Source organism: Rhodopirellula sp. J20-39, from assembly GCF_057365095.1.
On sequence record NZ_CP195123.1, the window covers coordinates 6,380,866 to 6,406,198 of the forward strand.

Sequence of the window (25,333 nt, forward strand, 5' to 3'; positions counted from 1 at the left end):
GTTAGCCCAGAATCGCGGCGGCGATGATAATCGAAATGCCTAGCACGATCGCCGATACCACGATCGACACCGCCATGTTGTGCTCTTCACCGATTTCATGAAGGAGTGAAAACGGCGTTAGCTTTTCAGCTAGGATCAAGCAGATCACGAACACGATGATTCCGACAACTGAAAACACGGTTGCCGCGATCAAATGTTCCATCAACACGTCCAGTCGCGTCCCCGCCATTGGTGCGGGCGAAACGAGAACATGCTGTGCGGTTTCTGCCGCGGCACCGGTTGTTGGTAAGGTTTCATTCATTTTGATTTCTCTTAAATCTTCACTAAAAGCGACCTCACGAAAAGCAAGGTGTTCCCAAAACTCGCCGGGCTACTTCCCGCTTCCCCACGATCCACCGTAACTGCGTCCGTACCCGCTGCTGTATCCACTGCCGTAACTTGATCGGTATCCACCGCCGGTCGGCATTTTCGGCGCACGCCAACCGCTCGCTGTGGCGATTGTGAACCACAAGCAGATGATCGTCCCGATGACTAAATACGCTTTGACCTTCATCAATCATCACTCGCATAGGGGCTGTAGTCGCTGTCTTTCCAACGCTGCACCTCGACAATGTGTCGCGACAGTAACAGCAGTGCTGGAAAGAGCGAAAGCAGAATGATCCCAATCACAAGCAAGCCGGAGTCCGGAGCTTGTTTCAGCCAACGATCCGCACCAACAACGGAGTTGCCGATCCAGTTCACGATAAACAGATAGAAGATAAAGCCTGCCCACAAACCAACCACACCAAAACCGAGTGTCAGCTTGGGCTGAATCACTCCGACGCTCCAAGGACGCGACAGGTCGTTCACGCCGAACGCCTTTTCAATCTCTTCGATCTTCATGTAAGTCCCCAACGACACGTTTAGTTCGAAATCACCATCGCTGCTGGAGGACTCAAACGAAATCATTCGCGGCGGGCAGATAAAGTCATCCGTTCGAACCTTGTCCCCATGCCGAACCTTCCAATAGAACTCACCACGCGTGGAACGAACGAAGGCTTTGCCGCGGTCATAGATTTTGAACACTTGGCCATCGTACCGAATCTGGGACGCTTTCCGATTCAAACCATGGGCCGAGATACTCTCGACAAACGACCAATGACTCTGGTTGCACACCAACCAACGAAATCCCTTATCGGAGTTGTACAGCAGATACTCCGTCCACGGGAACACGCTGGACTGATAAGTGGCATAGCGTTCCATAAACCCGATCAAGGTGTATTCGTCGCCGAACAAAGTTCCTTTGCTTCCCAGCTTCAGCACGGGATGCACATCTCGTCGATCCAGCGTCTGCAAGACCTCAAGCTTGCCTTCGCTGACGTCTAGCATGGAACCGCAAAGCGGGCATCCTACCCGTTTCGTTTGGTCGGGCACACGCAAATCGATGGGACCGCCACAATTCGGACAGTTCAGCGAAACCATCTCGACTTTCTTCACCGCTGAATCCGGAGCGGACTCCCAGGCCGGCGAGGACACCCCCAGTTCATCCGCCGCTACAGTCCGTCCCACCGACGCTTGGTGAGGCACCATCGCCTCGCTAGTTTTCTCATATTCGAACGTCGCGAACCAACCTTCACTGCCTTGCAAATCCGCATAGGTATGCGAAGCACCTGGTACAAACGCCCAAGGAATCTCGCCCTTGGCCGAACCGGCGACGGCAGTCCCCTTTTCAATCACAGTCAGTTCGTTTTCGCCGTACTTAACGACTTCGCCGACTCCCAATGACTTGAATTCGGGGATGGAATTTTTCTTACGGATTGGACGTGGGAACGTCAGATGAATTTGCCCCTGAGCCTCCGCCAGCCACGCCATTTTGTCGCCGGGAAAACGCAAATACCATTCATCCCAAACGCCACCGGCCGAATGCTGATACTGAACCCGCCCGATGACCTCGAACGGTTTTCCGCGGTAGGCACCGGTGGATCCGATTTGGACGAGCGATTCCGTTTCAACCAAATCGGAAACCTTGCCGATCAACGCCAGGTCTTGATCCCCTCGTGCGATCGCGCTATTGCAGAACTCACAAACGGTCACCAACGTGCCGCCGAACCGAAATTCGACTGGCGCACCACAGTTCGGGCATGGACCGCCACGCTTCTTTAATGAACGAGCGCCCTTCATGACTGGATTCCTTTCACGAGTCCGAGCTCCCAGGACGGGTTGACCAGACCCCGCGATGCATCACTCGGATCATCACATCCGTCGCACCGAGAACGCGGCGAAGTTCGTCTGCCCACGGCCAATCTGCTTCGTCACGACAACAAACAAAGTTGAACGTCGCCAAGCCGTGTTCGGGGTAGGTGTGGCAGGCCAAGTGCGATTCACTTAGCAAATACAGCAACGTCACCCCATGCGGTGCCGCAAAACGGTGGCTAGCTGGTTCCCCGATCACACTCAGTTGCAAAGACTCTACAACGCTATCGCAGATCCCTCGAATCGCGTCGAGAGACTGCAGCGCTGACGAGTCACAACCTGCCGCATCAACAACCCACTGCGTCCCTACAGACACGCAAGGACGCTGCGGATCGCGAGTCATGTCGGTAGTGGTAGGTGGTTGAATCATCGCGTTGAAAGTTATACCCCGGCCGGGTGGCTTTGCCAAACTGGATTCAAGTACACCCGCCCCAAGTTGTTAACGAAGAAAGGGAATCGCCCCACGTTGACAGATTTCCGGTTGGATGAAGTTGGAATTCGAGTGACGCTGACAGGAGATTGACGAAGGATGCCCACTTGGGGTTGGCATGAGTGCAAGCAGTCCCAATCGCGTCAGCAACTTCCGCGAACCTAAAGGGGCGAACTAACCGTTCGTTGCGTGACACCTAGCGTCCCAGTTCGTACCTGATTAGTAAGCCTCTGCTTGTCGCAACATTGCTTCACGGAGTGGCCGCTCTTCTCTTGAACCCCACTTCTGGAACACGACAAAGGTGATGTCATGGCAACATTTTGGAATCGCTGGATCGGACGCCACATACCAGATCACAGGCGAAAACAAAATCGACGCCAGAGAAGAATGTCGCTACGACGAAGACCTCGCACTGAAAACTTAGAAACACGAAAACTTTTCGCGGCAAATCTTTTTCACAACGAGCTGATGCCCGAAGACGTCAACGAAGATGGTGTCGTTTCGGCTGTCGATGCTCTGACCATCATCAACGAACTGAATCGCCGCAGTGCGAACGGCGCGAGCGATGTGGATCGCACTCCTGAACAGTCTACGCAAGGCCGTATGACCGACGTCAACAACGACGGCCAGGACACATCACTCGATGCGTTGATGGTCATCAATCGCCTCAACCGTGACCGTGGCGGAGTTGAAGGCTCCATTGACCGCCCGAACAGTCCCATCGACACGCCCGTCAATGATACGACCGAAGATTCGACTGACGTCATCGTTGAAGACGACACGACGCCAACTTCCCAGACTGACACCGATGTCGTGCTCGAGTGGAACGATCTGTTCGGTGAAATCTTGGCGGATAGCACCGAAAATCAAAACCCAGGGTACGCCTCGCGATCTCAAGCGATCCTGAATCTGGCGATCTATGACGCCGTCGCAATCGCGACAAGTGGATCCAGTGCCGATACCTTTTATGACTACGACATCAACCTTAGCCGCACCGATAACATTTCAGCCGAAGCAGCCGCTTCCCAAGCGGCGTACACCGTCCTGAGTTCGCTGTACCCAGACCAACAAGAAACGTTGGACGCTTTTTTGCAGACCAGTCTTTCGAGCATTCGCACTGACAGTAGCTTCGCAGACAGTTTGGACGTTGGCGCTGAAATTGGCAGTGAGATTCTCGACATCCGATCGAGTGATGGTTGGGACGCCGTCGCGGAATACACCTACACTGATGAAGCCGGCAACTTTCAAGCGGACCCGCTGAATCCCGAAGTCCCCGCTTGGGGACCGGCTTGGGGCGATGTCGATACCTTCGCGATCTCTTCGAGCGATGATTATCGCCCGGAAACCACGCCGGCACTGACCAGCGAAGATTACGCTGCTTCCTACAACGAGGTCCTCGAACTGGGCTCGGCCGACAGCGAGATTCGTACCACCGATCAAACGGAAGCCGGACTTTTCTGGGCTTATGACCGGGAAGGATTGGGCACGCCGATGGCCCTCTTCAACGACATCCTTCAAACGATTGCCGTGCAAGAAGGGAACACGCTGGAGGAGAACGCTGCATTGTTCGCGCAAGCATCGGTGGCGATGGCAGACGCTGGCATCACAGCTTGGGATACAAAATTCACTGAGGAATTCTGGCGGCCTATTACTGCGATTCAAGCAGGCGACACCGATGGGAATGATCTTACCGAAGGCGACGCCAACTGGCTTGCATTGGGTGCACCGAATGGTGAAGACACAACGGGCTTCACTCCGCAGTTCCCTACCTACATTTCAGGACACGCCACCTTCGGTGCGGCACTGTTCGGGACACTGCAAGAGTTCTACGGCACCGATGACATCTCTTTCGAGGTGACTTCAGCCGAGTTGGAGGTCCTTCTCGACGACCTTGACTTGGAAGAGGCCTATGGACTGGATTTGGATGATGCGACCCGTACTTTTAATTCCTTCAGCGAAGCGATGGCTGAAAACGGACGCAGTCGTGTCTACTTGGGCATTCACTTCGACTTCGACGATCTGGTTGGTCAACAAGTCGGTCAAGCGATTGCCGCTGGTGTCGCATCGGAGTTTGTAGTCGCGAGCGATGACGGAAGTGGAGACATCGGTATCGTGAACAACCCAGACGATCGTGGTGGCATTGCTGGTCAGGGAGAAAAGGATAACGGCTTACAAGGCCCAGACGATTCGTCCCGGCAAGATCAGCGAGACAATCGATTGGCTGCCGTCGATTCAATTTTTTCGCAACGCCTGTTCTGAGTCACGCGAGTGTTGATTCGAAGAGGGAATGAGATACGCGATTCGGATCGCAACGGGAGTGCGAGGCTCCTGCCGAGCTGGTACTGAGAGACCACGTTGGCCCTGCGTGCGGTTCGGCGGGAGCCTCTCCCTCCCGGGGATCTATCGTGGATCCTGGTTCAGGCGTTGGAACTGCGTCCTGGATCGTGCCGGAGCTGAAACGGGAGGGCGAGGCTCCTGCCGAGCTGGTACTGAGAGACAACGTTGGCCCTGGGTGCGGTTCGGCGGGAGCCTCTCCCTCCCGGGGATCTATCGTGGATCCTGGGCAGGCGCTGGAACTTCGTCTTGGATCGTGCCGGACTGAAACGGGAGGGCGAGGCTCCTGCCGAGCTGGTACTGAGAGACAACGTTGGCCCTGGGTGCGGTTCGGCGGGAGCCTCACACTCCCGGGGATCTTTTGTGGATCCTGGTTCAGGCGTTGGAACTGCTTCTTGCGTTGTGTCGGATCTGGAACGGGAGGGCGAGGCTCCTGCCGAGCTGGTGCTGAGAGACCACGTTGGCCCTGGGTGTAGTTCGGCGGGAGCCTCACTCTCCCGGAGCTTCGACTGATGTCGAATAATTCTGCAACGTCGATAGCAGTTCAGTATCTGCTGGTGGCCGCGTTAACAAAATCAGCTCCGCTTGGGCGACCGCTTTTTCGTGGTCTCCCGCTTGGAACAAACAACGCAAACTTTCAACCTCAGCGGCGATTCCCTGAGCAGAGTTCAGTGGTAACCCTGAAGCGAGTTCATCCCAAAGCTTTGAAGCAACCCGCAAATTCGCTTCTCGATTTACGCGAGTTTCCGATAGAGCGGTCGCGGCTGTGGAAATCCAACTTGCGGGCTTCGCCGATTCCGCGGCTTGTTTTCGCAGGAACGAGATTGCTTGTTCAGTCCGTCCACTCAGACACATCCAACGCAACGTCATCAGGTCCGCCTCGGCAAAATGCTGAAGCAAACACTTTGCCAAATACGGGCTCGCCTCGGGATGCTCCAGCATGTCTCGATTCAAACGCCAACGTATCGCCACGGCTTCCTTGCTTTGAGGTGAGAACGAGAGCACTGCTGGAATGCGTTCGCTTGCCGGGCGAAGACGAAAGGCAGCCAAGTGCCGCAAGAACTCATCCTCCAAACCGCTTGTCGCTTCACGCAAACGAGCCACATCCGGTTCATCGACCAATACCGTCAGTTCATTCCACGTCCGCTGCAACAACGGAACTTCATTCGTATCACTGACTGACTGGAACACTCCCCGCATCTCGACCAAACGATCGTCGAGTAAGTCCGCCGCAGACTTGCGGTCATCCTTCCCGGCAAGTTCACTTGCGTTCAATGCCGATACTGTGGCTAGTGAATTCGGCACAACGGCATCGAGCCAGGCTTCTCGGCAACGCTGGGCGGTCTTATCGTTCCAGTACATCGCCGGCATTTCAGTCGCCAGCCTTGCCGCTTCAGCCAACTCGCCCTGACTCTTGAAAATCTCAATCAACCACGACCGGGCTTGATTCGCCGCCGAGCTCGTTGCGTCGTGCTCAATGCAGCGTTGCAAAATGTCCACCATCCGGTCGACCGGCGGTCTTTCCGTTTCACTGATCAAGACCGCCGCTTGCAGCAACATCGCTGGGGCTGCTTCCGAATCAACTTGCCGGTCGGCCACCCGCAACAGTAACTCCGCCGCCGCGGCTTGTTTGGAAAGTCCACGCAAGATCGCAGCAGAACTGATTGCAGATTCATGCGCCCGATTTGGCTTTGCATCTTTGACTGCCGCGGCAGCGTACGCCACCGCAGCGGGCAACTTCTGGCCGACACGATAGTAATAGCGGGCATCCGCTCGCAGGATCCGCGGGTCCAAACCAGGATCGGATGGTGCCGATCCTACATCGGCGCCGCCCAAAGTGGCCTGATACTGACGCGATCGCGCGAGCATGGTTTCAGCTCGACGGCGTACCGATTTACCAAAACGGTTTTCCATTTCGTCGAGCCAGTCGCCGATCACGGGCATTAAATCAGATTGCCGGGACCGGTCCGACCGTGCTTGGCTGGCCATCAGGTATCGCAACCGCGCCAGTGCCATTTCAACCGAATCGTCGTCGGAAGATTTCACACCTCTGTAGTACTCACGGAGCTTTTGCTCAGCGGCAGTGAACCGCTGGCTTGCGAGATCAATGCGAATCAAACGTGCCAACTCGGCCGGTTGTGGTGATTCGGTTACCGGGTTGGCGGCACCGGCAGCCCGCCCGTCGCCAGCTTGCAACTGAGCTTCTGTCAACAAACGCATGACTTCATCACGCACGATACTTTCGGCGGGAAAGTCAACCAACGCGTTTTCGATGAGTTCGCTTGTTTGCGATGCTGCCGCAACCGCATCAGGACTTCCGGTTGCAAAAACCTGGGATTGCAACGCCGCCAGTTCGATTCTTGCTAACCAGATCAAACTCAGCCGACGGCGAAGCTGCGCCGTCTCTTGATTGGCTTGGGTTGTTGGTTTTTCAGTTTGAAGCCGAGCCAGTTGAGCAGCAATATCGCTTGCTTCCGTTTCCAAAACGGAATCAACGTGTCGACGACGTGTGATCAGTTGCACGATCTCTTTCGGCGACGCACCGTCAACAATCGCAAGCGTGTAATCTTCACGCAATCCTTCGAACTGGCTGTTCGATGGCCTTGAGTTCGAAAGCTCAACACGTTCATCCGCCGCCAGCGTCCCAACGCTCGCGACTAGGCACGAGCCCAGTAACAAGCACGGGATCAGTATCAGCCACAAGCCAAGCGACTGGATTGCAAATAAGGCTTGCAGCTTAAAGCCCTGCCAAGACTCGCGTCGCCGCGTCGATCGTTTGGTCGATGATGGCTTGGTCATGCAATCGGCTAAAGAACAGAGCTTCAAATTGGCTACATGGCATGTAGATGCCTTCCCCAATCATTCCCCAGAAATATCGACCAAACGCATCACGATCACACTGATCCGCATCCGCCCAGCATGAAACCGGATTAGCGTTGAAGAACAGTGTCATCATACTTCCTACCGCAGTCACGGTGTGAGGGATACCGGCTTTCGTAGCCGCTTGATCCAAACCGTCGGCGAGGCGTTTGCCTAAACGCTCGAGCTGTTCATAGGGTGGATCGTTTTTCAAAATATCCAAGGTCGCGCTGCCGGCGGCGACGGCGACCGGGTTGCCGCTGAGGGTTCCAGCTTGGAATACCTTTCCCGCGGGCAAGACTTGATTCATGATTTCAGCTTTGCCGCCGTAGGCACCCAGCGGCATTCCGCCACCGACAATCTTGCCCAGTGTCGTCATGTCCGGCGTGATTCCAAAACGCTCTTGTGCTCCACCGAACGCGACTCGGAAGCCAGTCATCACTTCGTCAAAGATCAAGATCGCACCATGACGAGTGGTTTGGTCGCGGATCGCTTTCAAGAACGCATCCGTCGGCGCGACGCAGCCCATGTTGCCCACGACGGGCTCGAGGATCAACGCCGCGATCTGGTCGCCCATTTCAGCAAAGATGTTTTCGATGGCTTCAACATCATTGTAAGACAACACGATCGTGTCCTGTCCGGCACCTTCGGTAACACCCGGCGAATCGGGAACTCCAAGAGTCGCAGCCGCACTTCCAGCAGCGACCAACAACGAGTCGACATGCCCGTGGTAGTTGCCTGAGAACTTGATCACCTTGTTTCGTCCGGTCGCCCCGCGTGCCACGCGAATGGCACTCATCGTCGCTTCGGTACCGCTGTTCACCAAGCGAACTTTCTCGATGCTCGGCACCGCCTCGATGATCTGTTCGGCAAGTCGAGACTCAGCTTCGGTGGGCGCACCATAACTGGTTCCCTTAGCCGCTGCCCGCGTGATCGCTTCGATAACCGAAGCCTGGGCGTGCCCCAGAATCATCGGCCCCCACGATCCGATGTAGTCGACAAATCGCCGGCCATCGATGTCAAACAGATATGGCCCATCGGCATGATCGATGAATAGCGGAGTCCCACCGACGGCTCCGAATGCGCGAGCGGGGGAGTTCACACCGCCAGGCATCAGACGACTGGCTCGTTCAAAGGCCGCTTGGCTGAGGGGGCCGGCAGCAGCGGAAAGTTTTTGTGCGGTCATGTTGGTGGGGCTTGTCAGTATCGGGGGGACGACGGATGGCGAAGGCAGCGGGCTGGATGAAGCCAATAGGCGAAACATCCGATCGCGGACGCACTTCGAAGTTCAGTTTACGAAACCTACAACCTCTTGCCATGGTGCCTGGACAGCCACCTCGTTGCCTGACTCGGGAATCACATCTGAACGGAACACGCAACTTCAAACTAATTTCAGTGCTTTTATCCCGCTGACGCCACGGAACACGACTCGATGGACCAGCTCTTTGATCCATCAACTCGCGTGGCAAAGTTTAACGATTGCGGCAGATTGCCGGATCAGGTTGACAACACCGGATACGTCGGGTGTTCGCATTGGGGCGATTTTGTCGATTTTTTGGATTTTGCCGACTTTCGTTTGAGTGTTCCGGGGAATCTCGTCGATACGACTGTTGAGCCCGTGATTCTTGGCCGAGTCGACGCTGCTTCGAACCCTGTTCGACGAACGTGAAACTCGGCTGACCTCACACTTCCCCCCGACTTTCATCTTGATGGATGACGACCGTGTCGCAACGTCTGAACAAAACATTTTGGATCATGCTGACAGCGATTTTCGCTGTTTCAGCTATTACCACCAGTCCGCTGGCGCACGCCCAGTACGGCTCGAACTCATCGCAAGATGATCTCGAAGAGTCGGCTCGAGCGTCATGGCAGCCTGTCCGCGATTTGTCGCGTCAAGCTCCCAAGGTTCGCCCTAGCTCCGCTCAGGTCCAACTGGTCGACTACGAAACGTCCGCCCCTGCGGCTTCGAGCTCCGGCACGGTGAAACGTGTTCGGCCCACCTCGGGAAACCGGAATTCGGGAAACACACAACGCAACGCTCCTACGCGTTCAAACGTGCGTCCGGCTTCAGCAACAGTCCTGGCCCAACCCGTAATGCAGCACACAGTGCCACTGGACGGTCACGTCACGTTCGAGCCAATGTACGACAGCAGCTGCGACGCGATGCCCATGGGCAATTGCGGATGCGGCGACATGGGCTGTGACGGCGGATGCAATGGATCTTGCGGCGTCGGCATGGGCGGATGCGACGGGATCGGTTGCTCATCGGGAAGCTGCTGTAACGGCGACCCCATGTGCGGCGAATACCGCGATTGCGATTCACTGCGACCTTGCCTCACTTTGTGCTGGCCACAAGACGGCTGGTTTTCCGCTGAATACCTGATGTGGTGGCAGGACGGTGTGGATCTACCACCGCTCGCCTCGACTGGTCGATTGAGTGACCGTGATCCACTTGCCAACGGAACCGTCTTGTACGGCGACAACACGGTACTCGACGACAACTTCGACGGACTTCGCTTTGACTTCGGCTTCTGGTTCGACAACTGCCACACTTGGGGCATCGGTGCTGGATTCTTCGGTCTGGACCGCGGTTACGATCGTTATTCAGGCGGCTTGGGCAACGATATCCTGGTCCGTCCCATCATTACCGTACTTGAAGACACCGACGCAGGCTCGCTGGACGACTTGACCGAAAGCGTTGCTTTGGTAAACGACCCCAGCCGTGGCCACACAGGAAACCTAGACATCACCGTCGATAGCCAATTGAACGGCTGGGACGTGTACCTGCGTCACTTCACCAAAGCGAGCTCAGGTTGCACCGGCGTCGGCCCTTGCTGCTGCCCCACACCTTGGTGCTCACGCAGCGAACACCGTATCGGTTTCCGCCAAGTTGAATTGGACGAAGGCATCGGCATCAGCAGCAGCGTACTGGTCGATACCGGCACAACTCCGCTCAGCTTCAACTTGAACGAATCGTTCCGCACCTTCAACCAGTTCAACGGTATCGACGTCGGCTGGTACCACACTCGCACGATGAACTACTGGAACTTTGACATCGGACTTCGCCTTGCCGCTGGTAACACACGACAACGTGTCCGAATCAATGGCTCGACCGTCGTTAACCAAACCCCACCCGCAGTACAGGGCGGTTTGTTGGCCTTGAACTCGAACATTGGCAACTACGAACGAGACGAGTTCTCGGTCCTGCCGGAACTGAACTTGAAGCTGGGTTACCAACTGACAGACCAGCTTAAAGCAACGTTCGGATACACGTTCCTGTACTGGTCCAACGTGGTTCGCCCCGGTGACCAAATTGAACGCATCATCGACCAAGCTCAAGTTCCTAACTCGAACGCAGCAACCCCAGACGGCGTGTTCCCACGGTTCGCGTTTGACAACACAGACTACTGGGCACAAGGCCTGAGCTTTGGGTTGGATTACCGCTGGTAACCTGCACCGATTGGGACAAATCCACCGCTGATGCGGATCGCAACTATCGGATTGTGACGAAACAGCCGATTTGAACGAAGAGTCCGATTGAATCGACTGAATTGTCATAAACGTTTATTCGGTTGAAACCTATTTCCAAGTGAACGCATCGAAGTCACTTGGAATGCACTTCCAGACGACATTCACAGACCTCCTTGGTGTTTTGCCAGTCTTGCCACGTGAGACCCGAAACACCGACATTTGCCTTTTGAAGGTAGCGTTAAGATGACTTTGCAAAACATGTTCAGCCGTTTGATTGGCCGTGAATCTTCCAGATCGGGGGCCCGTCGCGAGCTGGCTTCTAGAAAAACATCGCGTCGCAACAAGAAGTCACGCGGCTTGCGATTGGAAAGCCTGCAAAAACGTGAATTGCTAGCAAGCGACCTCGGTGCAATCTCCGGTATCGCGTTCATCGATTCCGATGGCGATTCAACGGTCGACGTCGGTGAAGAGAGACTGCAAAACGTCGAAGTGACTTTGTACTTGGACGACATCACGCAAAACGGCCAGTACGACGTCGGCGAGACCTTGGTCGGGTCGGTTATCACCGGGCCTACCGGCGAATACTACTTCTCGCAACTAGACGGAAACGACGCCGACGTTCCACCCGCGCCGATCAACCAGACTGACGACGGTTTCTACGTTCTCACCTTTGCAGACGCTGGTGGCGGAGTCCAGGACTCATCCGGGACCGTGCTAACCGGTGTTGTCTTGTCCAGTGATGTGGGAGTCCAGATTACCGATGACACGGGAGTGACAGCGGTCACTATCGACGACTTCCTGACCGAGCAACCTTCGCAGCCGATCACTGAAACCGTCGTCGGCCAGACCACGACCAGCAGCAGTGGAGCTTTGACCTCCGGTGGTGGAGTTGTTGGAGACGAGCGTGATGTCGAGATCTACATCGACTCGGCGACCAGCGGCGATTCCCAGTTTCGCGTTGAGACTGGAACCAACGAAATGGTCTACAGCAACGGCGGGAACGCTCGCGGAACCTTATTGCTTCAATACGATGGCATCGACGGTGATTCCGGTGGACTGACTCTTGCGGCCACAGGCTTAGGCAACATCGACTTGACCGACGGTGATCTCGATGGCGAAGCCGTAGCTGGAATACTCTTGGCAGTTCAAAGTGACACTGCGATTACCGATGGCTTAGAGATTCGCATCTACACCAATGCGACTGACTTCTCAACCGCTTTGGTTGATCTGCCCGATAACATCGGGGACGCCACCGCAATGGAAATCTTCGTCCCGTTCGCAGACTTCATTGACGATGGCGGTGGTGCCGGTGCTGACTTCACCGACGTTGGAGCGATCGAAGCTTTTGTTGACGGCGTGAGCACGAACGGTGGAGCAGGTGCTCCTAGTTTGGACCTGTTCGTCTCGGTGCTGGAATCTCAAAAGTCAACCGTTTACACGACGGTAGCCCCCGCGTCAGTACCGCTGTTCCTTGGCGGTCAAATCTTTGTCGATAACGGTGGCGGATCCAACTCCAGTGAGCAAGACAATGGCGTGCTTGATGGCAGCGAAGGCGTCTACTTGGCTAACCTCAATGCGAACAATGCAGGCGGTGACAAGGTCATCGTCCAGCTATTCGACACCGATCCTAGCGGTGGTGGCGCGACGCCAATCGCAACGACGACCGTCGATCTCTCAACCGACGGAAACCCCGGAAGCTATCTGTTCGATACCGTCGGCGGCGATCCGCTGGGACCAGGCACGTATTACGTCGTGATCCCTGAATCCGAGTTCGCCGACGATGACTCGCTCGCCGGCTACATCGGCAGCTCCGTCGACACGCCTGGCAACGGCGGCACCGACGTAACGGATGACGACGTTGATGGCGATAACGACGGCGTTTATGTCGTCGGAGTCGGCTTCATCAGTGGTGCGGTCACGCTGACGATCGGTGACGAGCCCACTACTGGTAACACCAACACAACCGTCGATTTCGGCGTGGTCCCCACCACGGATCTTCGCATCGACAAAGTCATCAGTGCTGGCGATTCAAACCTCGTCCCCGGTGGAACCGCTGTCTTCACGGTGACGATCGAAAACAAGGGTCTTAACGATGCCACGGGAGTCAAGGTCAGTGACATCGTGCCGGATGGTTTAACCGTAACCACCGTGCAAGACAGCGACAGCAACAACGTTGCCTTTGTGAACGAAGATTCGGGTGGCGATACCATTCGCTCCTTCACGATTGGTGACTTGGCTGCGGGTGAAACCGTGGTCTACACGATCACGACCACCATCTCGGGAACCATCACTGCCGACCCAATCAACGAAGTTCGCGTTGAAGGATTCGAGGTCGAAGACGATATCGATACCGTCGACGCTGACCGCGGAACAAGCGATCCACTGCAAGGTGCCCTCGCTAACAACATCGCCCTCGAAACCGCCGACATCTCGTTGGCCGAACTGACGATCACCAAATCGGACTCGTTGACGACAACCGTCGCAGGTAGCCAGATTACCTACACGATCGTTGTAACGAACACCGCTACCGATGCAGCCACCAACGTCGTTGCTTTGGATACTTTACCAACGGGCGTGACCTTCGTATCCGGCACCGTGACTGTCGGCGACGGCACCGTCACTGAAATCACAACGGGAGTCGACACCGGCAAAATCCAAGCAACCTTGGGTACCCTCGGTGCGGGTGTCAGCGAAACCTTCGTCATCGTAGTCGACATCGATCCTGACCTCGCCGACGGTGATTCGCCGCTAACCAATAGCGTCACCGTCACCGCCGATAACGCGGCTGAGCAAACCGCTACGGACGACACCACTGTCACACGAGAAGTCGACGTGACAGTCGGCAAGGTTGTCGTGGAAACACGAACACCTGACGACCGTACCGATGGTGACGACGGGGATGACATCATCGACTCAACCGATCCCTATCAAGTGTTCGCGGGTGGTTTCGTCACTTACCAAATCACCGCCACCAACTCGGGTACCTCCGAAGCTCGTGGTGTGGAAGTGACCGATACATTGCCAGCCGGCCTGACCTACGTCACCGGCAGCTTCGACGCTCTGACTAGTGGCGTCGTCGCTCCAACCGTTAGCGGCCAAGACCTGACTTTCACAATCCCTGACCTGGGGCCTGGTGAATCACAAGTATTCACCTTCGAAGTCGCCGTCGCATCGGATGAGTTTGACCCAATCGTCAACACAGCCACAATTACGACAACGGACCCCGAATCCGATTCGACGAACAACACCGGTTCAGTCACCATCGATCCAGATCCACGGATCGACCTGATCCTTGACAAGTCGGTGGGACAAGCAACCGTTGTCCCCGGCAGTGATCAAGTGGTTTACACGTTCACGATCAGCCACGACGATGATAGCATCTCGGACGCGATCAACGTGGACGTCACCGACACGCTGCCCGCTGGTTTGTCCAACGTGGTGATCAATGGTACTGGCATCACGACATCCAACTTCAATACCAGCACACGTACGGTATTGGTTGAATACGCTTCGATTCCGGTAGGTGAAACTCGCACGTTCACCGTCACCGCTGACGTCGATGCTGACGTAACCGGCACGATCGTGAACGCTGCCGAAGTCACGGTCCCTGGCGTCACCGAACTGGATGACACCAACAACACCGACACGGTCACCGTGACCGCCGCTCCCGAGTTCGACCTGACGATCGACAAGACCGTCAACGGAACGGGCACGTTCGGGCCACTGGACACAGTCACCTTCACGATTGTGGTTTCACACGACCTGAACGACGATGGCACCGAAGCAGACAACGGACTCAGTCCTTCGCAAGCAACCGGTGTCGTCTTAACGGACGTCCTACCTGCCGGGTTAACCTTTGTGTCAGCAACCGCTGCCGGAGCCGCTGTCACACCGACCAGCACCACCGGCGGAACCATCGTCTTCCCTGAGTTCGATCTCGCACCGACCGCCACTCGAACTTACACCATCACCGCCTCGGTGGATGACACAGCGGTTGGCTCGCTCACGAACAACGCTTCGTTGGTAACCGACGCCGGCGAAACGGAAACGACCAACAACGCGGATTCGGCGGACGTGACGATTGTCCCCGAAGCCAACGTTCGAGTCAGCAAAACCGTGAGTGCCACAACGGCTCAAAATGGAGCGGAACTGACCTACACCATCACGGTAACCAACGATGGCCCATCGCCAGCGGAAACGGTAACCGCGATCGACACCTTGCCCGCCGGTGTAACATTCGTCAGCGGAAGCGGACCTAGCGGAGCACTATCGGCCAGCGGCCAAACAGTTACTGTCAACGGCGGCACACTCGCCGCAAGTGGCACGGGCAGCTCATTCGTATTCACGATTGTGGTCAGCGTCAATGACGGCGTCACGGTTGATCAAATCAACAACGTCACTGTATCGACAACGACTGCGGAAACGAGCACGGCGGATAACACAGCCTCGGCTACGACTGCGATCGACCAAGCCATCAATGAACTGTCCGGCACGATCTTCCGTGACTTCAACAATGACGGGATCATGAACGGAATGGACAGTGCCTTGGCAGGTGTCGAACTCCTGCTGACCGGTGGTGACTTAGGTACCGACGGACTTCGTACGGTCACCGACGAAAACGGATTCTATGAATTCGAAGACTTGATCGCCGGTGACTACGAAGTGCAACGTCTTAACCTTCCGGACTACTACAACGACGGACTCGAACAAGCGAGTACGGGAGCTACGCCCGCCGACTCGGGTGACTCCATCATGGTCACTCTCGGTGGCACCAGCGACGCAGCGTCACCCGAAAACAACTTCGCTTTGGTTCCTTACCTCAGCTACAAGTTGTGCATCCTTTAATGCGATGAAACTAGAAATCAGCTTGCTGAACAGAACAGGTCGTGGCCAATCGGGAGCCGGTGGGCATCAGGCCACGACCCATTGAAACTGTTCGCCCGATGAACCCTGCAAAGGGGAAGTCAGTGGCGGAGCGAGTTTGTGGCAAAGCGGAATACCGCTAAGCCGCGAATCAGGCCCGGTCTTTCGGGGGGAAGACCGGGCTTTTTCGTGCGCTGTCAGAACCAACGCTTCAACTCAATTTAATTTTGCCTAACCATAGTGGGCCAGGTTATGAGCCCTTCCGTACGATTCAGGTCAAATCAAATCGTTAACTCTTCCAAGCCCCAAAGGTCAGCGAGCTATCGAGACACTAGCCCGTCACCAATTTAGCCATTCGAAGCCAGACCTTTTGATAGCCGGCCTCCTGAGTACTGGCCTCTTGAGTTGGCCCGCTTAGATAGAGGTAACCCGGTGAGTTGGAACCGGGCGTCCTGGACGGAAGGCCTCCATTTGCTCAATCGAAATTCTCGCCGAAAAATCGGTCGCCGTGCGATCTAACGCATCCGTAACGACACCCTTCAATTCACTTGGTGACAAGCACACCCGAGCGTTCACTATGATTTCGGCATCCGTGATCTGTTGATCCGATGTAACAGATAACATCGTTTGCGAATCGCTGCTGACCAAGTTGGCAACACTGACGGTTGATCCACTGGAAACCAGCACTTTAATGTGGGCCGGTTCCGCATCCACGGCTAGCAAAACCGTTCGCAGACGATCAACCAAGGCCACCGTCAAATCGTCTTGCGAAATCGGGCTGTCGCTGGCAAGTGTGCCCGAAGCGTTCAGCCACCCCAGTTCCGCTTCCCCATCGGCATAGACGTCATAATCGACTTCCATCATGTCGGTCGGGAACTTCGCGGTCGTTTGCAACGCGGTGTACAGTTCGTCGAGATTCTCTTCCGTAATAGCAGAGACACAAATCGTACGACGCCCCGGATACTGATCCTCAATCGCCGCTTGCAGCGTCTTCACTTCAGTGGCAGAGAGTTCGTCGATGCGGTTGATCACGACCAACTCCGACTCTTCCAACTGCTTCCGAAAGATGTACTCCGCCTTCGCTGAAAAGCCTCCACCTTTGCCGGACAAGATGCGCAAACCATGGCTGGGTTTCAGCAGCACCGCATACGGGCTGTGCGTGAAATGCTCGCCCAATTGCTGCATCATCGGAACTGCGATCGTCGCGATCAGGTCCGTGCAACTGCCAACCGGTTCGGCGAGAATGACGTCAGGACGACTTCGTTTATCGAAATCGGACATCGCGGCAGTCAATCCGTTGTAGTTACAACAGAAGCAAGAGCCAGCAACCTCATTCACGTCCAAGCCTTGGCTTTGCAACAAGTGCGTGTCCACCAATCCCACCGCTTGGTCATTGGTCACCACGCCGACATTTTTCCCATCGGCTTGAAAACGCTTAGCCAACTTGGAAATCAGCGTCGTTTTGCCAGCGCCTAGAAAACCACCAAGCATGATGAACTGAATCGGCTGTGACATAGTTTCTTCGGCGAATGAGGGTTAGCGATGACGAAAGGCGTCCAGTTCTTGAACCTAGCTCAGTACTCGAACCAAGCAAGGAACACTCAAGGTTGCTTAAATGGCTTATTGATTCCGAAAACCGACGCGATGGAACTGCGTCAACCGGAATCTGAACAAGAACATAGCGGACGCTTCAGCCGACGATGTGTCGGCTTGTACCGCGAAAAGAGAATAGCGAGAGCCAGCCTAGCTCCGTGCAGCAGTATGGCTAAGAGTCAACCAAGACGCGTCCTGCTCGCTGCTTTTGACGCACTGCTCGATGAACATCATGCCTTCGACACCATCGTAAACGTTGGGATAAACCGTATTTCGGCGTTCGAATGGCTGCCCCTCGGCACGCTTGGCCATATCATCGAACGCTGCCGCATAGATATTGGCAAACGCACAAAAGAACCCTTCCGGGTGCCCGGCGGGGATCCGGCTCGACGATGCTGACAACTCTTTGGTGAAATCAGCGTTGGGATCCCGCGTGTAGATCTGATGCGGCTGACCGTTCTTGCGAACAATCATTTCGTTCGGATTTTCTTGACGCCAACGCAGTGACCCCAATGTTCCATCGACTTCGAGTTCCAAATCGTTTTCACGCCCATGGCTGATTTGCGAAGCCGTCACGGTCCCCAATGCGCCGCTCTTGTAGCGAATTACGGCGGTTCCGTAATCGTCCAAACGCCGGCCATCGACAAAAGCCTTCAAATGGCAGCTCACCTGGTCGGGCAATTCGCCGGTGACGTACCGGCCTAAATTGAACGCGTGAGTCGCGATGTCGCCGAAAGCTCCTGCGACGCCACTCTTGGAGGGATCGGTTCGCCAAGCAGCTTGCTTGTTCTCGGTCGCTTCTAGCTTTTCGGCCAACCAGCCCTGGATGTACTGTGTGCGGATTGCGTTAATTTTCCCCAATTCGCCCGCCATGATCATTTCACGAGCTTGGCGAACCAGCGGGTACCCCGTGTAGTTGTGCGTTAAAGCAAACACAACGTCAGAATTTTCGACTGTCTTCAGTAGCTGTTCCGCTTGATCCAGATCCAGCGTCATTGGTTTGTCACAAACCACGTTGAATCCGGCTTCGACGGCAGCCTTAGCAATTTCAAAGTGCGTGTGATTAGGAGTCGTGACACTGACAAAATCGATACGTTGATCGGCCGGCAAACGGGATTCTGCGTCCAGCATCGCTTCATAGCTGCCGTAGGCTCGTGATTCGTCGACCCCATAGCCGGGAGCCGATTGCTTGCTCTTTTCCGGATCGCTGGAAAACGCACCAGCCACCAATTCACAGCGATGATCCAGAGCCGCAGCGATGGTGTGAACTCGACCGATGAACGAGCCCAGGCCGCCGCCGACGATACCCATGCGAAGTTTTCGGTTCAGGGGTGGGTTCAAAGCCATGTCTATACTCGCGTTTTGCAGGAGGAATGAGGTTGGATGTTCCGTTGGGAACTGCAATCGTAAAGTCCGAGAGCAAGCGATACAATGTAGCCAACGGAACCCAATCTTCCCCTCGCACGCTTCAATCTGGTCGAAATTCTCATGCAAAACGAATCCGAGTCGAATATTTCGTCATTACCAGTCGTCCATTCAGCCGATTCTCGCAACGTTTGCTGTGGCGGACTCGGATCGATCGGACGGATCCTCAACCGCGGTCGCGACGTTGCAATGGTAGCGAGCTTGATTGTGGGCGTAGTCGGAATCGGAACCGCAGCCTACTTCGCTGGCGTCGCCAACCAAGCAACCCAACAAGCGACGAGCCAGTCGACCGCGATCGACTGGAGCTCGCTTCCTATCGCCAATGCGACCGCCGCCGTCAGCAGCGAAAAATACTCCATGGCAACAGGATCGCTCAGCGAAAGCGGAGAGGCGTTGTTTGTCCTGGACCACAACTCCGGTCTGTTGCAGTGTTCAGTCATCTACCCTCGTTTGGGTCGTTTCATGGCCACGTTCACCGTCAACGTCGCTGATGCACTGGGGCTGGATGCCAAGGGCGGTCAATACATCATGACCACCGGCACGGCCGACTTCCCACGTAACAGCAACCGTCCCGTTGGTCTTTCAGTGGTTTACGTGCTCGACACCGCAACCGGAAACTACGCCTGTTACGGCGTTCCGTTTGATCGCGTTGCAATGAATGCCAACCGCCCCCAACAAGGCGTGATGGTATTGATCAGCCAGGGCACCGCCAATCCAGTCGTCGATCGCGACGAACTTCGCTAGCCACCCCTTGCACTTCTATTGAGCTGTTGGGGTGAGGGTTACCAAGTCCAAAGTGGCCAGTGATTCATTGGCCAACGGCTTGTTTTCCCCATGCTGATACGTTGAAAGATTGAGCTCTCCGTTGAACAAACTTGCATCACGAAATGAGTTCACCCGCAAAGCGGAATGGCGAGCCTGGGTCAGACTGGTTCGACTGCCAAATGTGTTCACCATCATTGCCGACGTCACCGCCGCGTTTTTGTTGGTGCTTGGTACCAGCGTTTCACTCTCCAGTGCAGCAGGTGGTTCCCTCACCGCGGATTCACCGTCGACCAGTTCTGTCATGCCGGGGCTGCCCATCTGGGCCGTACTCGCCTGCGCCGTCGCGTCGGGGGTGCTGCTGTACTGGGGTGGAATGGTCCTGAACGACGTTTTCGATCTTCGGCCAGATGCTCGATCCAGACGCAATGGCCCGCTGGTTAACCGTGAGATCTCCGTTTCGACCGCACGAAAAGTAGGCTGGGGCCTGCTCGCACTTGGATGGGTTCCTGCCTTCGCCATCGGGCTGATCGTGCCGAATGAATTTGAAAGCTCGTCGCCATCAACTTGGTTGCCTCTGGGCATCTCGATCATCTTGGCGATCTTAGTGGTCCTGTACGATGGTCCCTGTAAACGAACCCCAGTAGCACCTCTCCTGATGGGGGGCTGCCGAGTGTTCAGTTTCCTGTTGGGCGTTACCGCCGCAAATGCGGCAATCGGCGATTTCGCCAACATACCGCTGCAAACCGCTCGGCTAGGCCCAGCAGTGATCTTCGACATCCGGTCGGTGGCCTTCACATTCGCAATCGGGATGGGTATCTACATTGCCGGTCTGACGACGTTTGGACGGCGAGAGGCAACCGGGGAAGCCACGATTCATCTACCCGTTGGACTGTTCATGATGGTGATCGGTGGGCTGCTTTTGGCGTTCGCACCGCGTTTTACGTTCGCCCAAGATCTCGGCGGCGAATTGACTGCTGGCGATTCACTCGCCCGACGCTGGCAAGTGGATCCCGTCGTTGTTTTTCCCGCGGCAATCCTTTTAATGTTAGCAACAACGATCTTTCATGGCCGTCGCGCCGTAGTGAGCCCTTCACCTGCCAAGATTCAGGCAACAATCCGTTCCGGACTCCTGGCAATTATCCCAATCGCCGCCACAATCACCATGCTTGCCGTGGGAGCATTTTGGGCGATTGCGGTGTTCGCGTTGATGGTCCCTTCGAGGATTCTCGCGCAGCGTATTCGTATGACTTAGAGAGAACCTAAATTCGATGTTGATGATCGCAGACCTCGTTAAGACTTTCCCACAACCTGGAGGTGGGGAACTGACTGTTTTGGACGTGCCAAGGTTTGAAATGGCCGCCGCAGAACAGGTCGCGTTGATCGGCCAAAGTGGCGGCGGTAAGACAACGCTACTGCATTTGATTGCGGGAATGCTATCCGCTACATCAGGCTCGATTCGCATCGACAACATGGAATTGACGCGGCTCAGCGAACAAGGCCGTGATCGTTTCCGCGCATCGAAGATCGGTTATGTCTTCCAGACATTCAACTTGATGCCCGCCTTTTCAGCTCTCGAAAACGTCAAGCTCGGTATGACGTTCGGAGCCGGTCGCGTTGACCCGACCCGCGCGATGAGGCTGTTGGATCGCGTTGGACTGGCCGACCGCGCCTCGTATCGGCCGAAGCAATTGTCCGTCGGTCAGCAACAAAGAGTCGCAATCGCACGCGCGTTGGCAGGTCGCCCGCAGCTTTTACTTGCCGACGAACCCACCGCAAACGTGGACCCGGCGAGCGCCGACTCGGTCTTGGACCTGATCATTGACTCATGTCGAACCGAAAAAATCGCTTTGCTAATGGTGACACACAGCATGGAGGTTGCGTCACGATTCAAACGGATCGAGAAGCTTGAAGAGATAAACCGAGCCTTTGGCACCGCCCCTTCGCCCGACGCATCCTGATTCACTTTCCAGCTATCTGACTACCCAAATGAATCTGCTCTTCATCGCCTGGCGCAACTTTCGCTATCGCGCGCTCTCCAGCTTTTTGACGACGCTATCGCTCACTTTGGGTGTCGCCCTCGTTGTCATGGTGATGGCCATCTATGGCATCATTAGCGAAGCCTTCGTACGAAACGCATCGGTGGGATACAACTTGGTAGTGGGCCCCCGAGGAAGTGCCCTGCAACTAACGCTGAACAGTGTTTACTACCTCAGCCAGCCGATCGAAAACTTGGCCTTCACCGAATACATGGAGTTCTTTCCCGCTGATGAGCGGGCCGCCATGGTTCGCAAATACGGTGGTGATCCGGCTCTGGGCGAACGAGACGGCGAATACGCTGGGTATGTCGCTGGCGGGTATGTGATTCCACTGGCGTTAGGGGATTACTTCGGCGAATTTCGCGTCGTTGGCACCACGCCGGACTTCTTTACCAAACTAAAACATGGCCCAGATGTCGACCAACCATTCACCTTCGAAGTAGGTAAGGCGTTCGAGGCATTCTCGACCGAGAACAGCTATTTCGAAGCCGTGCTGGGCTCCCGGGTGGCAGCTCAGATGGGGCTGAAGGTTGGCGAGATGATGAACCCAACCCACGGCGACCCGGAAGGAAAGGGGCATGGCCAAGGCTTCCGAGTCGTCGGCATCATGGATCCGACGGGAACCCCCAATGACCGTGCGGTATTCGTCAATCTAGAAGGATTTTACCTACTCGAAGGCCACGCCAAGCCGCTCGACGAAGATGCCATCGTGGTGCCGCCGGAACCCAATGAAGATGCTCCTAGCGAAAGACTACTGACGATTCCCGAGCGTGAAGTGACTTCCATTTTGGTGCGTAACGGGAATCTAATGTTTGCCCCGGGAATGCAAAACCGAATCAATGAAGGCGGACGCGCACAAGCGGCTGCACCGATTGGTGAAATCAATAAACTGATGACGCTGATCGTGGGCCCGCTAATGAAAGCCCTGCTGGCCATCACCGTAATTACGTGTGTCGTCGCGGCAGTTGGTGTGTTAGTCGCTATCTACAATTCGATGAATGATCGAAAACGCGATATCGCAGTCATGCGAGCGTTGGGAGCCCGTCGCGGCAGCGTGACAATGGTAATCCTGTTTGAGAGTTTCATCATCGCTGTGGTTGGAGGTATCGCCGGATGGATATTGGCCCATTGTGCGATCCTGTCCGCCGGGACGTTCATTGAACAACAAACAGGAGTTCAGGTAGGACTGTTTTCCGTCAGCCAGTTCGAATGGCTACTCTTACCCTTCGTCGCCCTACTTAGCTTGATCGCTGGTATCGTCCCCGCATGGGCGGCGTACCGAACCGACGTCGGCAGCAACCTTTCGGCTTAGCCCTCAACCGGCAAACTGTACGAACTGCCGCGTTGAAACCTGACGAAATCACTGCTGCACCACCAAAACGGTGGTGTACTGGCAAAACGGTGGTGTGCTGGCAAAAAGGTGGTGTGCTGGCAAAAAGGTGGTGTGCTGGCCCCGCTCCGTTTCCAAAGTGTCCAGGCTGGATGCCGTTTCCTATCTAGTAAATACTGGTTTGGCACGACGCGTTCGAGCTGATAAGCGTTGCTTTCGGCCGATCGATACCTCGCCCTATTTGGGCTAAAACAGCGTCAGGCCGCTTCTCACCGCAACGGCAACAAGCACTTCACAATCAACAGACTGCGAGCGATCCATGCCCGCTACGCTCACATTGATCGCGATCGAAAGGACGGGCTGCAAGAGACGCAATCGCCCTCCGCCGGATCAGAGCTAACCTTTTTCAGTAGCCTGTCGCCGTTCTGAAGAAGCATTCTTGCGGAGAAAAAGTGTTTGACGCGTCCCCCCAAATCAATCAGCAAAACAGCCCGTCCAGCAGTCCCAAGGTGGACGTTGGGATCAGTGGCCTAATGGGCCGAACCGAGGCGGAAGGAATTGAACAACTTCAGAAAGATTTCAGCAAGGTGGTTCAGTGGTTGGACAATCTGTCCAACGACGACTCTGTTGACAACAAAGCTGTCAGCCAAGAACTGAAAAAACTAGGACTATCCAGTGCTACATGTCTGACGGACAGCGATGGATTGATCCGCGGGATTAACCAGGCTGCTCAAACATGGTTGGCAATTGACGAAAGCTCGATTGGTGGGCGCTGCACCCTTTCCGCATGGCATCGCGGGAACCGACTCGAAGATCTGTCAGACCAAATGCTGACCATGGGAGCGAGGCAGCTTCAGTACATCCACGAGACGCAGTCACCCCAGGGACAATGGTGGCGGTGGGCAACCATTAAATCCTACGTTCCAGCAGCCTTCGGGGGGGGCGAGGACTCGGTCGTGATGACACGGCCGGTTGCCGAAGCCGAGTTGCCCCGAGACGTGCGAGCGATCTTACTCGCCGAGCAGCTAACGCGGTTTTACGAACTGGACGAGACCGACCGTGCGATTTGCCACGGAATCGCGATTGGAGACTCCACCAGTGAAATCGCAAAATCCGTGGGCCTGACCCGACGATCCGTCGAGGTCCGCCGCACGAAGATCCTGGAGCATTTTGGCTTCGCGAGGAAGGTTCAGGTGATCCGATTGATGGTCCGCCTGGAAGAAAACCAGCTTTTGAACGCTTAGTTGCAAGTTTGGAAGCCCACTCGTTTCTGTAATCCCTCCAAACTGGTTATATTGTCTAGCTCGACTCGGCAGCAATCAGGCGGCCGGTCGACGGAGAAGGATTTCCCTGGAAGGCGGTCGATGGAATGCGCGTCATCAATCTCCTTTTGGATAACGTCCTTTCATGGGTGTCGAATCAGAGCTAGACCACCAAGTTTTTCACGACGCATTGAAGCGTGGTGATGTTGCCACCGTTTCTCGGCAACTGATCGATCACCAGTTCTTGTTGATCCACTTGGCCGACGAAACAGACTCCAGCGACGAGACCGAGATCCTAGGTGCGTTGACGGCCCAGTACGAGGACCGCGACTACTTGGTCGCTTTTTCCAGCCAGGAAAGGGCGTCCGAATTTGTCGAAACGCGATCCGATCTGTTTGCCGAGGAGTCCGAGGTGGGCGGCTTTTGGGTAGATGGCCGCACAATGCTGGACTATCTGGACAACGACCTGGGATTGCTGATGAACCCTGACAGTGTTGGCCATCAACGGTTGAGCCCGAAATGGATCACCAAAATCCTGAATGAGCTAAACCTGGAATAACGCGGCAAGGTGTGTGCTGAAGGACAAAAGTCGACGCCCGCATATTTGCGACTTGCAGACTTTACGCATCGCAAAATCCTCATCTCAGCGATTTGACGCCCCGCACGCTCAACAGGGCTGCGAACGGTCTGGCGCAAATCGATTTTGGCCCACCATCAGATAAACCATCCCATT

17 protein-coding genes are annotated in these 25,333 nt (G+C 55.6%); 9 read left to right on the top strand and 8 right to left on the bottom strand.

The features are described from left to right. Position 1: 1 nt before the first annotated feature. The 4 genes from ACR3ZL_RS23270 to ACR3ZL_RS23285 form a co-directional block, all read right to left on the bottom strand. Positions 2 to 301, bottom strand: a complete 300-nt coding sequence (locus tag ACR3ZL_RS23270) for a DUF350 domain-containing protein (RefSeq protein WP_473650702.1) — start codon at positions 299 to 301, stop codon at positions 2 to 4. Positions 302 to 370: 69 nt separating this feature from the next. Then, positions 371 to 553 carry a hypothetical protein gene (locus ACR3ZL_RS23275; RefSeq protein WP_473650701.1) on the bottom strand — a complete coding sequence of 61 codons (183 nt, stop codon included), beginning with the start codon at positions 551 to 553 and terminating at the stop codon, positions 371 to 373. Further along, a complete protein-coding gene (locus ACR3ZL_RS23280) occupies positions 553 to 2,160 on the bottom strand; it encodes a DUF4178 domain-containing protein (RefSeq protein WP_473650700.1) in 1,608 nt (535 codons plus the stop codon). Before ACR3ZL_RS23280 ends, ACR3ZL_RS23275 begins: the two co-directional genes overlap by 1 nt. A 13-nt stretch (positions 2,161 to 2,173) precedes the next feature. Beyond that, complete coding sequence (locus ACR3ZL_RS23285) at positions 2,174 to 2,602, bottom strand: S-adenosylmethionine decarboxylase family protein (RefSeq protein WP_473650699.1); 429 nt, start codon at positions 2,600 to 2,602, stop codon at positions 2,174 to 2,176. Positions 2,603 to 2,971: 369 nt separating this feature from the next. On the opposite strand from ACR3ZL_RS23285, the gene ACR3ZL_RS23290 reads away from it, so the two are divergent. Continuing rightward, positions 2,972 to 4,921: a dockerin type I domain-containing protein gene (locus tag ACR3ZL_RS23290; protein ID WP_473650698.1), complete on the top strand. Its 1,950-nt coding sequence runs from the start codon at positions 2,972 to 2,974 to the stop codon at positions 4,919 to 4,921. Positions 4,922 to 5,485: 564 nt separating this feature from the next. Here ACR3ZL_RS23290 and ACR3ZL_RS23295 read toward each other — a convergent pair. Beyond that, positions 5,486 to 7,795: a hypothetical protein gene (locus ACR3ZL_RS23295; RefSeq protein WP_473650697.1), complete on the bottom strand. Its 2,310-nt coding sequence runs from the start codon at positions 7,793 to 7,795 to the stop codon at positions 5,486 to 5,488. Further along, positions 7,734 to 9,059, bottom strand: coding sequence for a glutamate-1-semialdehyde 2,1-aminomutase (gene hemL / locus ACR3ZL_RS23300; protein ID WP_473653474.1), 1,326 nt, complete (start codon positions 9,057 to 9,059; stop codon positions 7,734 to 7,736). The genes ACR3ZL_RS23295 and hemL overlap by 62 nt, the downstream gene beginning before the upstream one ends. A gap of 509 nt (positions 9,060 to 9,568) precedes the next feature. Between hemL and ACR3ZL_RS23305 the strand changes: the two genes are divergently transcribed. Both ACR3ZL_RS23305 and ACR3ZL_RS23310 read left to right on the top strand, forming a co-directional pair. Further along, positions 9,569 to 11,305, top strand: coding sequence for a BBP7 family outer membrane beta-barrel protein (locus tag ACR3ZL_RS23305; RefSeq protein ID WP_473650696.1), 1,737 nt, complete (start codon positions 9,569 to 9,571; stop codon positions 11,303 to 11,305). A 264-nt stretch (positions 11,306 to 11,569) separates the two neighbouring features. After that, complete coding sequence (locus ACR3ZL_RS23310) at positions 11,570 to 16,171, top strand: beta strand repeat-containing protein (protein ID WP_473650695.1); 4,602 nt, start codon at positions 11,570 to 11,572, stop codon at positions 16,169 to 16,171. Between the two features lie 432 nt (positions 16,172 to 16,603). Here ACR3ZL_RS23310 and ACR3ZL_RS23315 read toward each other — a convergent pair whose 3' ends face one another. Together ACR3ZL_RS23315 and ACR3ZL_RS23320 are read right to left on the bottom strand one after the other, a co-directional pair. Next, on the bottom strand, positions 16,604 to 17,704 hold the full coding sequence (locus tag ACR3ZL_RS23315) for a GTP-binding protein (RefSeq protein ID WP_473650694.1): 1,101 nt from the start codon (positions 17,702 to 17,704) through the stop codon (positions 16,604 to 16,606). Positions 17,705 to 17,932: 228 nt separating this feature from the next. Continuing rightward, positions 17,933 to 19,129, bottom strand: a complete 1,197-nt coding sequence (locus ACR3ZL_RS23320; protein WP_473650693.1) for a Gfo/Idh/MocA family protein — start codon at positions 19,127 to 19,129, stop codon at positions 17,933 to 17,935. A gap of 141 nt (positions 19,130 to 19,270) precedes the next feature. Between ACR3ZL_RS23320 and ACR3ZL_RS23325 the strand changes: the two genes are divergently transcribed. The 6 genes from ACR3ZL_RS23325 to ACR3ZL_RS23350 all read left to right on the top strand — a co-directional run bounded on the left by ACR3ZL_RS23325 (position 19,271) and on the right by ACR3ZL_RS23350 (position 25,159). Beyond that, entirely contained in the window at positions 19,271 to 19,951 is a 681-nt protein-coding gene (locus ACR3ZL_RS23325) for a hypothetical protein (protein ID WP_473650692.1), read from the top strand. Positions 19,952 to 20,072: 121 nt separating this feature from the next. Beyond that, positions 20,073 to 21,224 (top strand): UbiA family prenyltransferase, encoded by a 1,152-nt coding sequence (locus ACR3ZL_RS23330; protein ID WP_473650691.1) that lies wholly within the window; start codon positions 20,073 to 20,075, stop codon positions 21,222 to 21,224. A 16-nt stretch (positions 21,225 to 21,240) separates the two neighbouring features. Beyond that, on the top strand, positions 21,241 to 21,930 hold the full coding sequence (locus ACR3ZL_RS23335) for an ABC transporter ATP-binding protein (protein WP_486173003.1): 690 nt from the start codon (positions 21,241 to 21,243) through the stop codon (positions 21,928 to 21,930). 28 nt (positions 21,931 to 21,958) lie between these two features. After that, positions 21,959 to 23,320: an ABC transporter permease gene (locus ACR3ZL_RS23340; RefSeq protein ID WP_473650689.1), complete on the top strand. Its 1,362-nt coding sequence runs from the start codon at positions 21,959 to 21,961 to the stop codon at positions 23,318 to 23,320. Between the two features lie 470 nt (positions 23,321 to 23,790). Next, the gene (locus tag ACR3ZL_RS23345; RefSeq protein WP_473650688.1) at positions 23,791 to 24,582 is read left to right on the top strand and encodes a transcriptional regulator; all 792 of its coding nucleotides are present in this window, start codon (positions 23,791 to 23,793) and stop codon (positions 24,580 to 24,582) included. 163 nt (positions 24,583 to 24,745) lie between these two features. Beyond that, complete coding sequence (locus tag ACR3ZL_RS23350) at positions 24,746 to 25,159, top strand: SseB family protein (protein WP_473650687.1); 414 nt, start codon at positions 24,746 to 24,748, stop codon at positions 25,157 to 25,159. Positions 25,160 to 25,333: the final 174 nt, after the last annotated feature.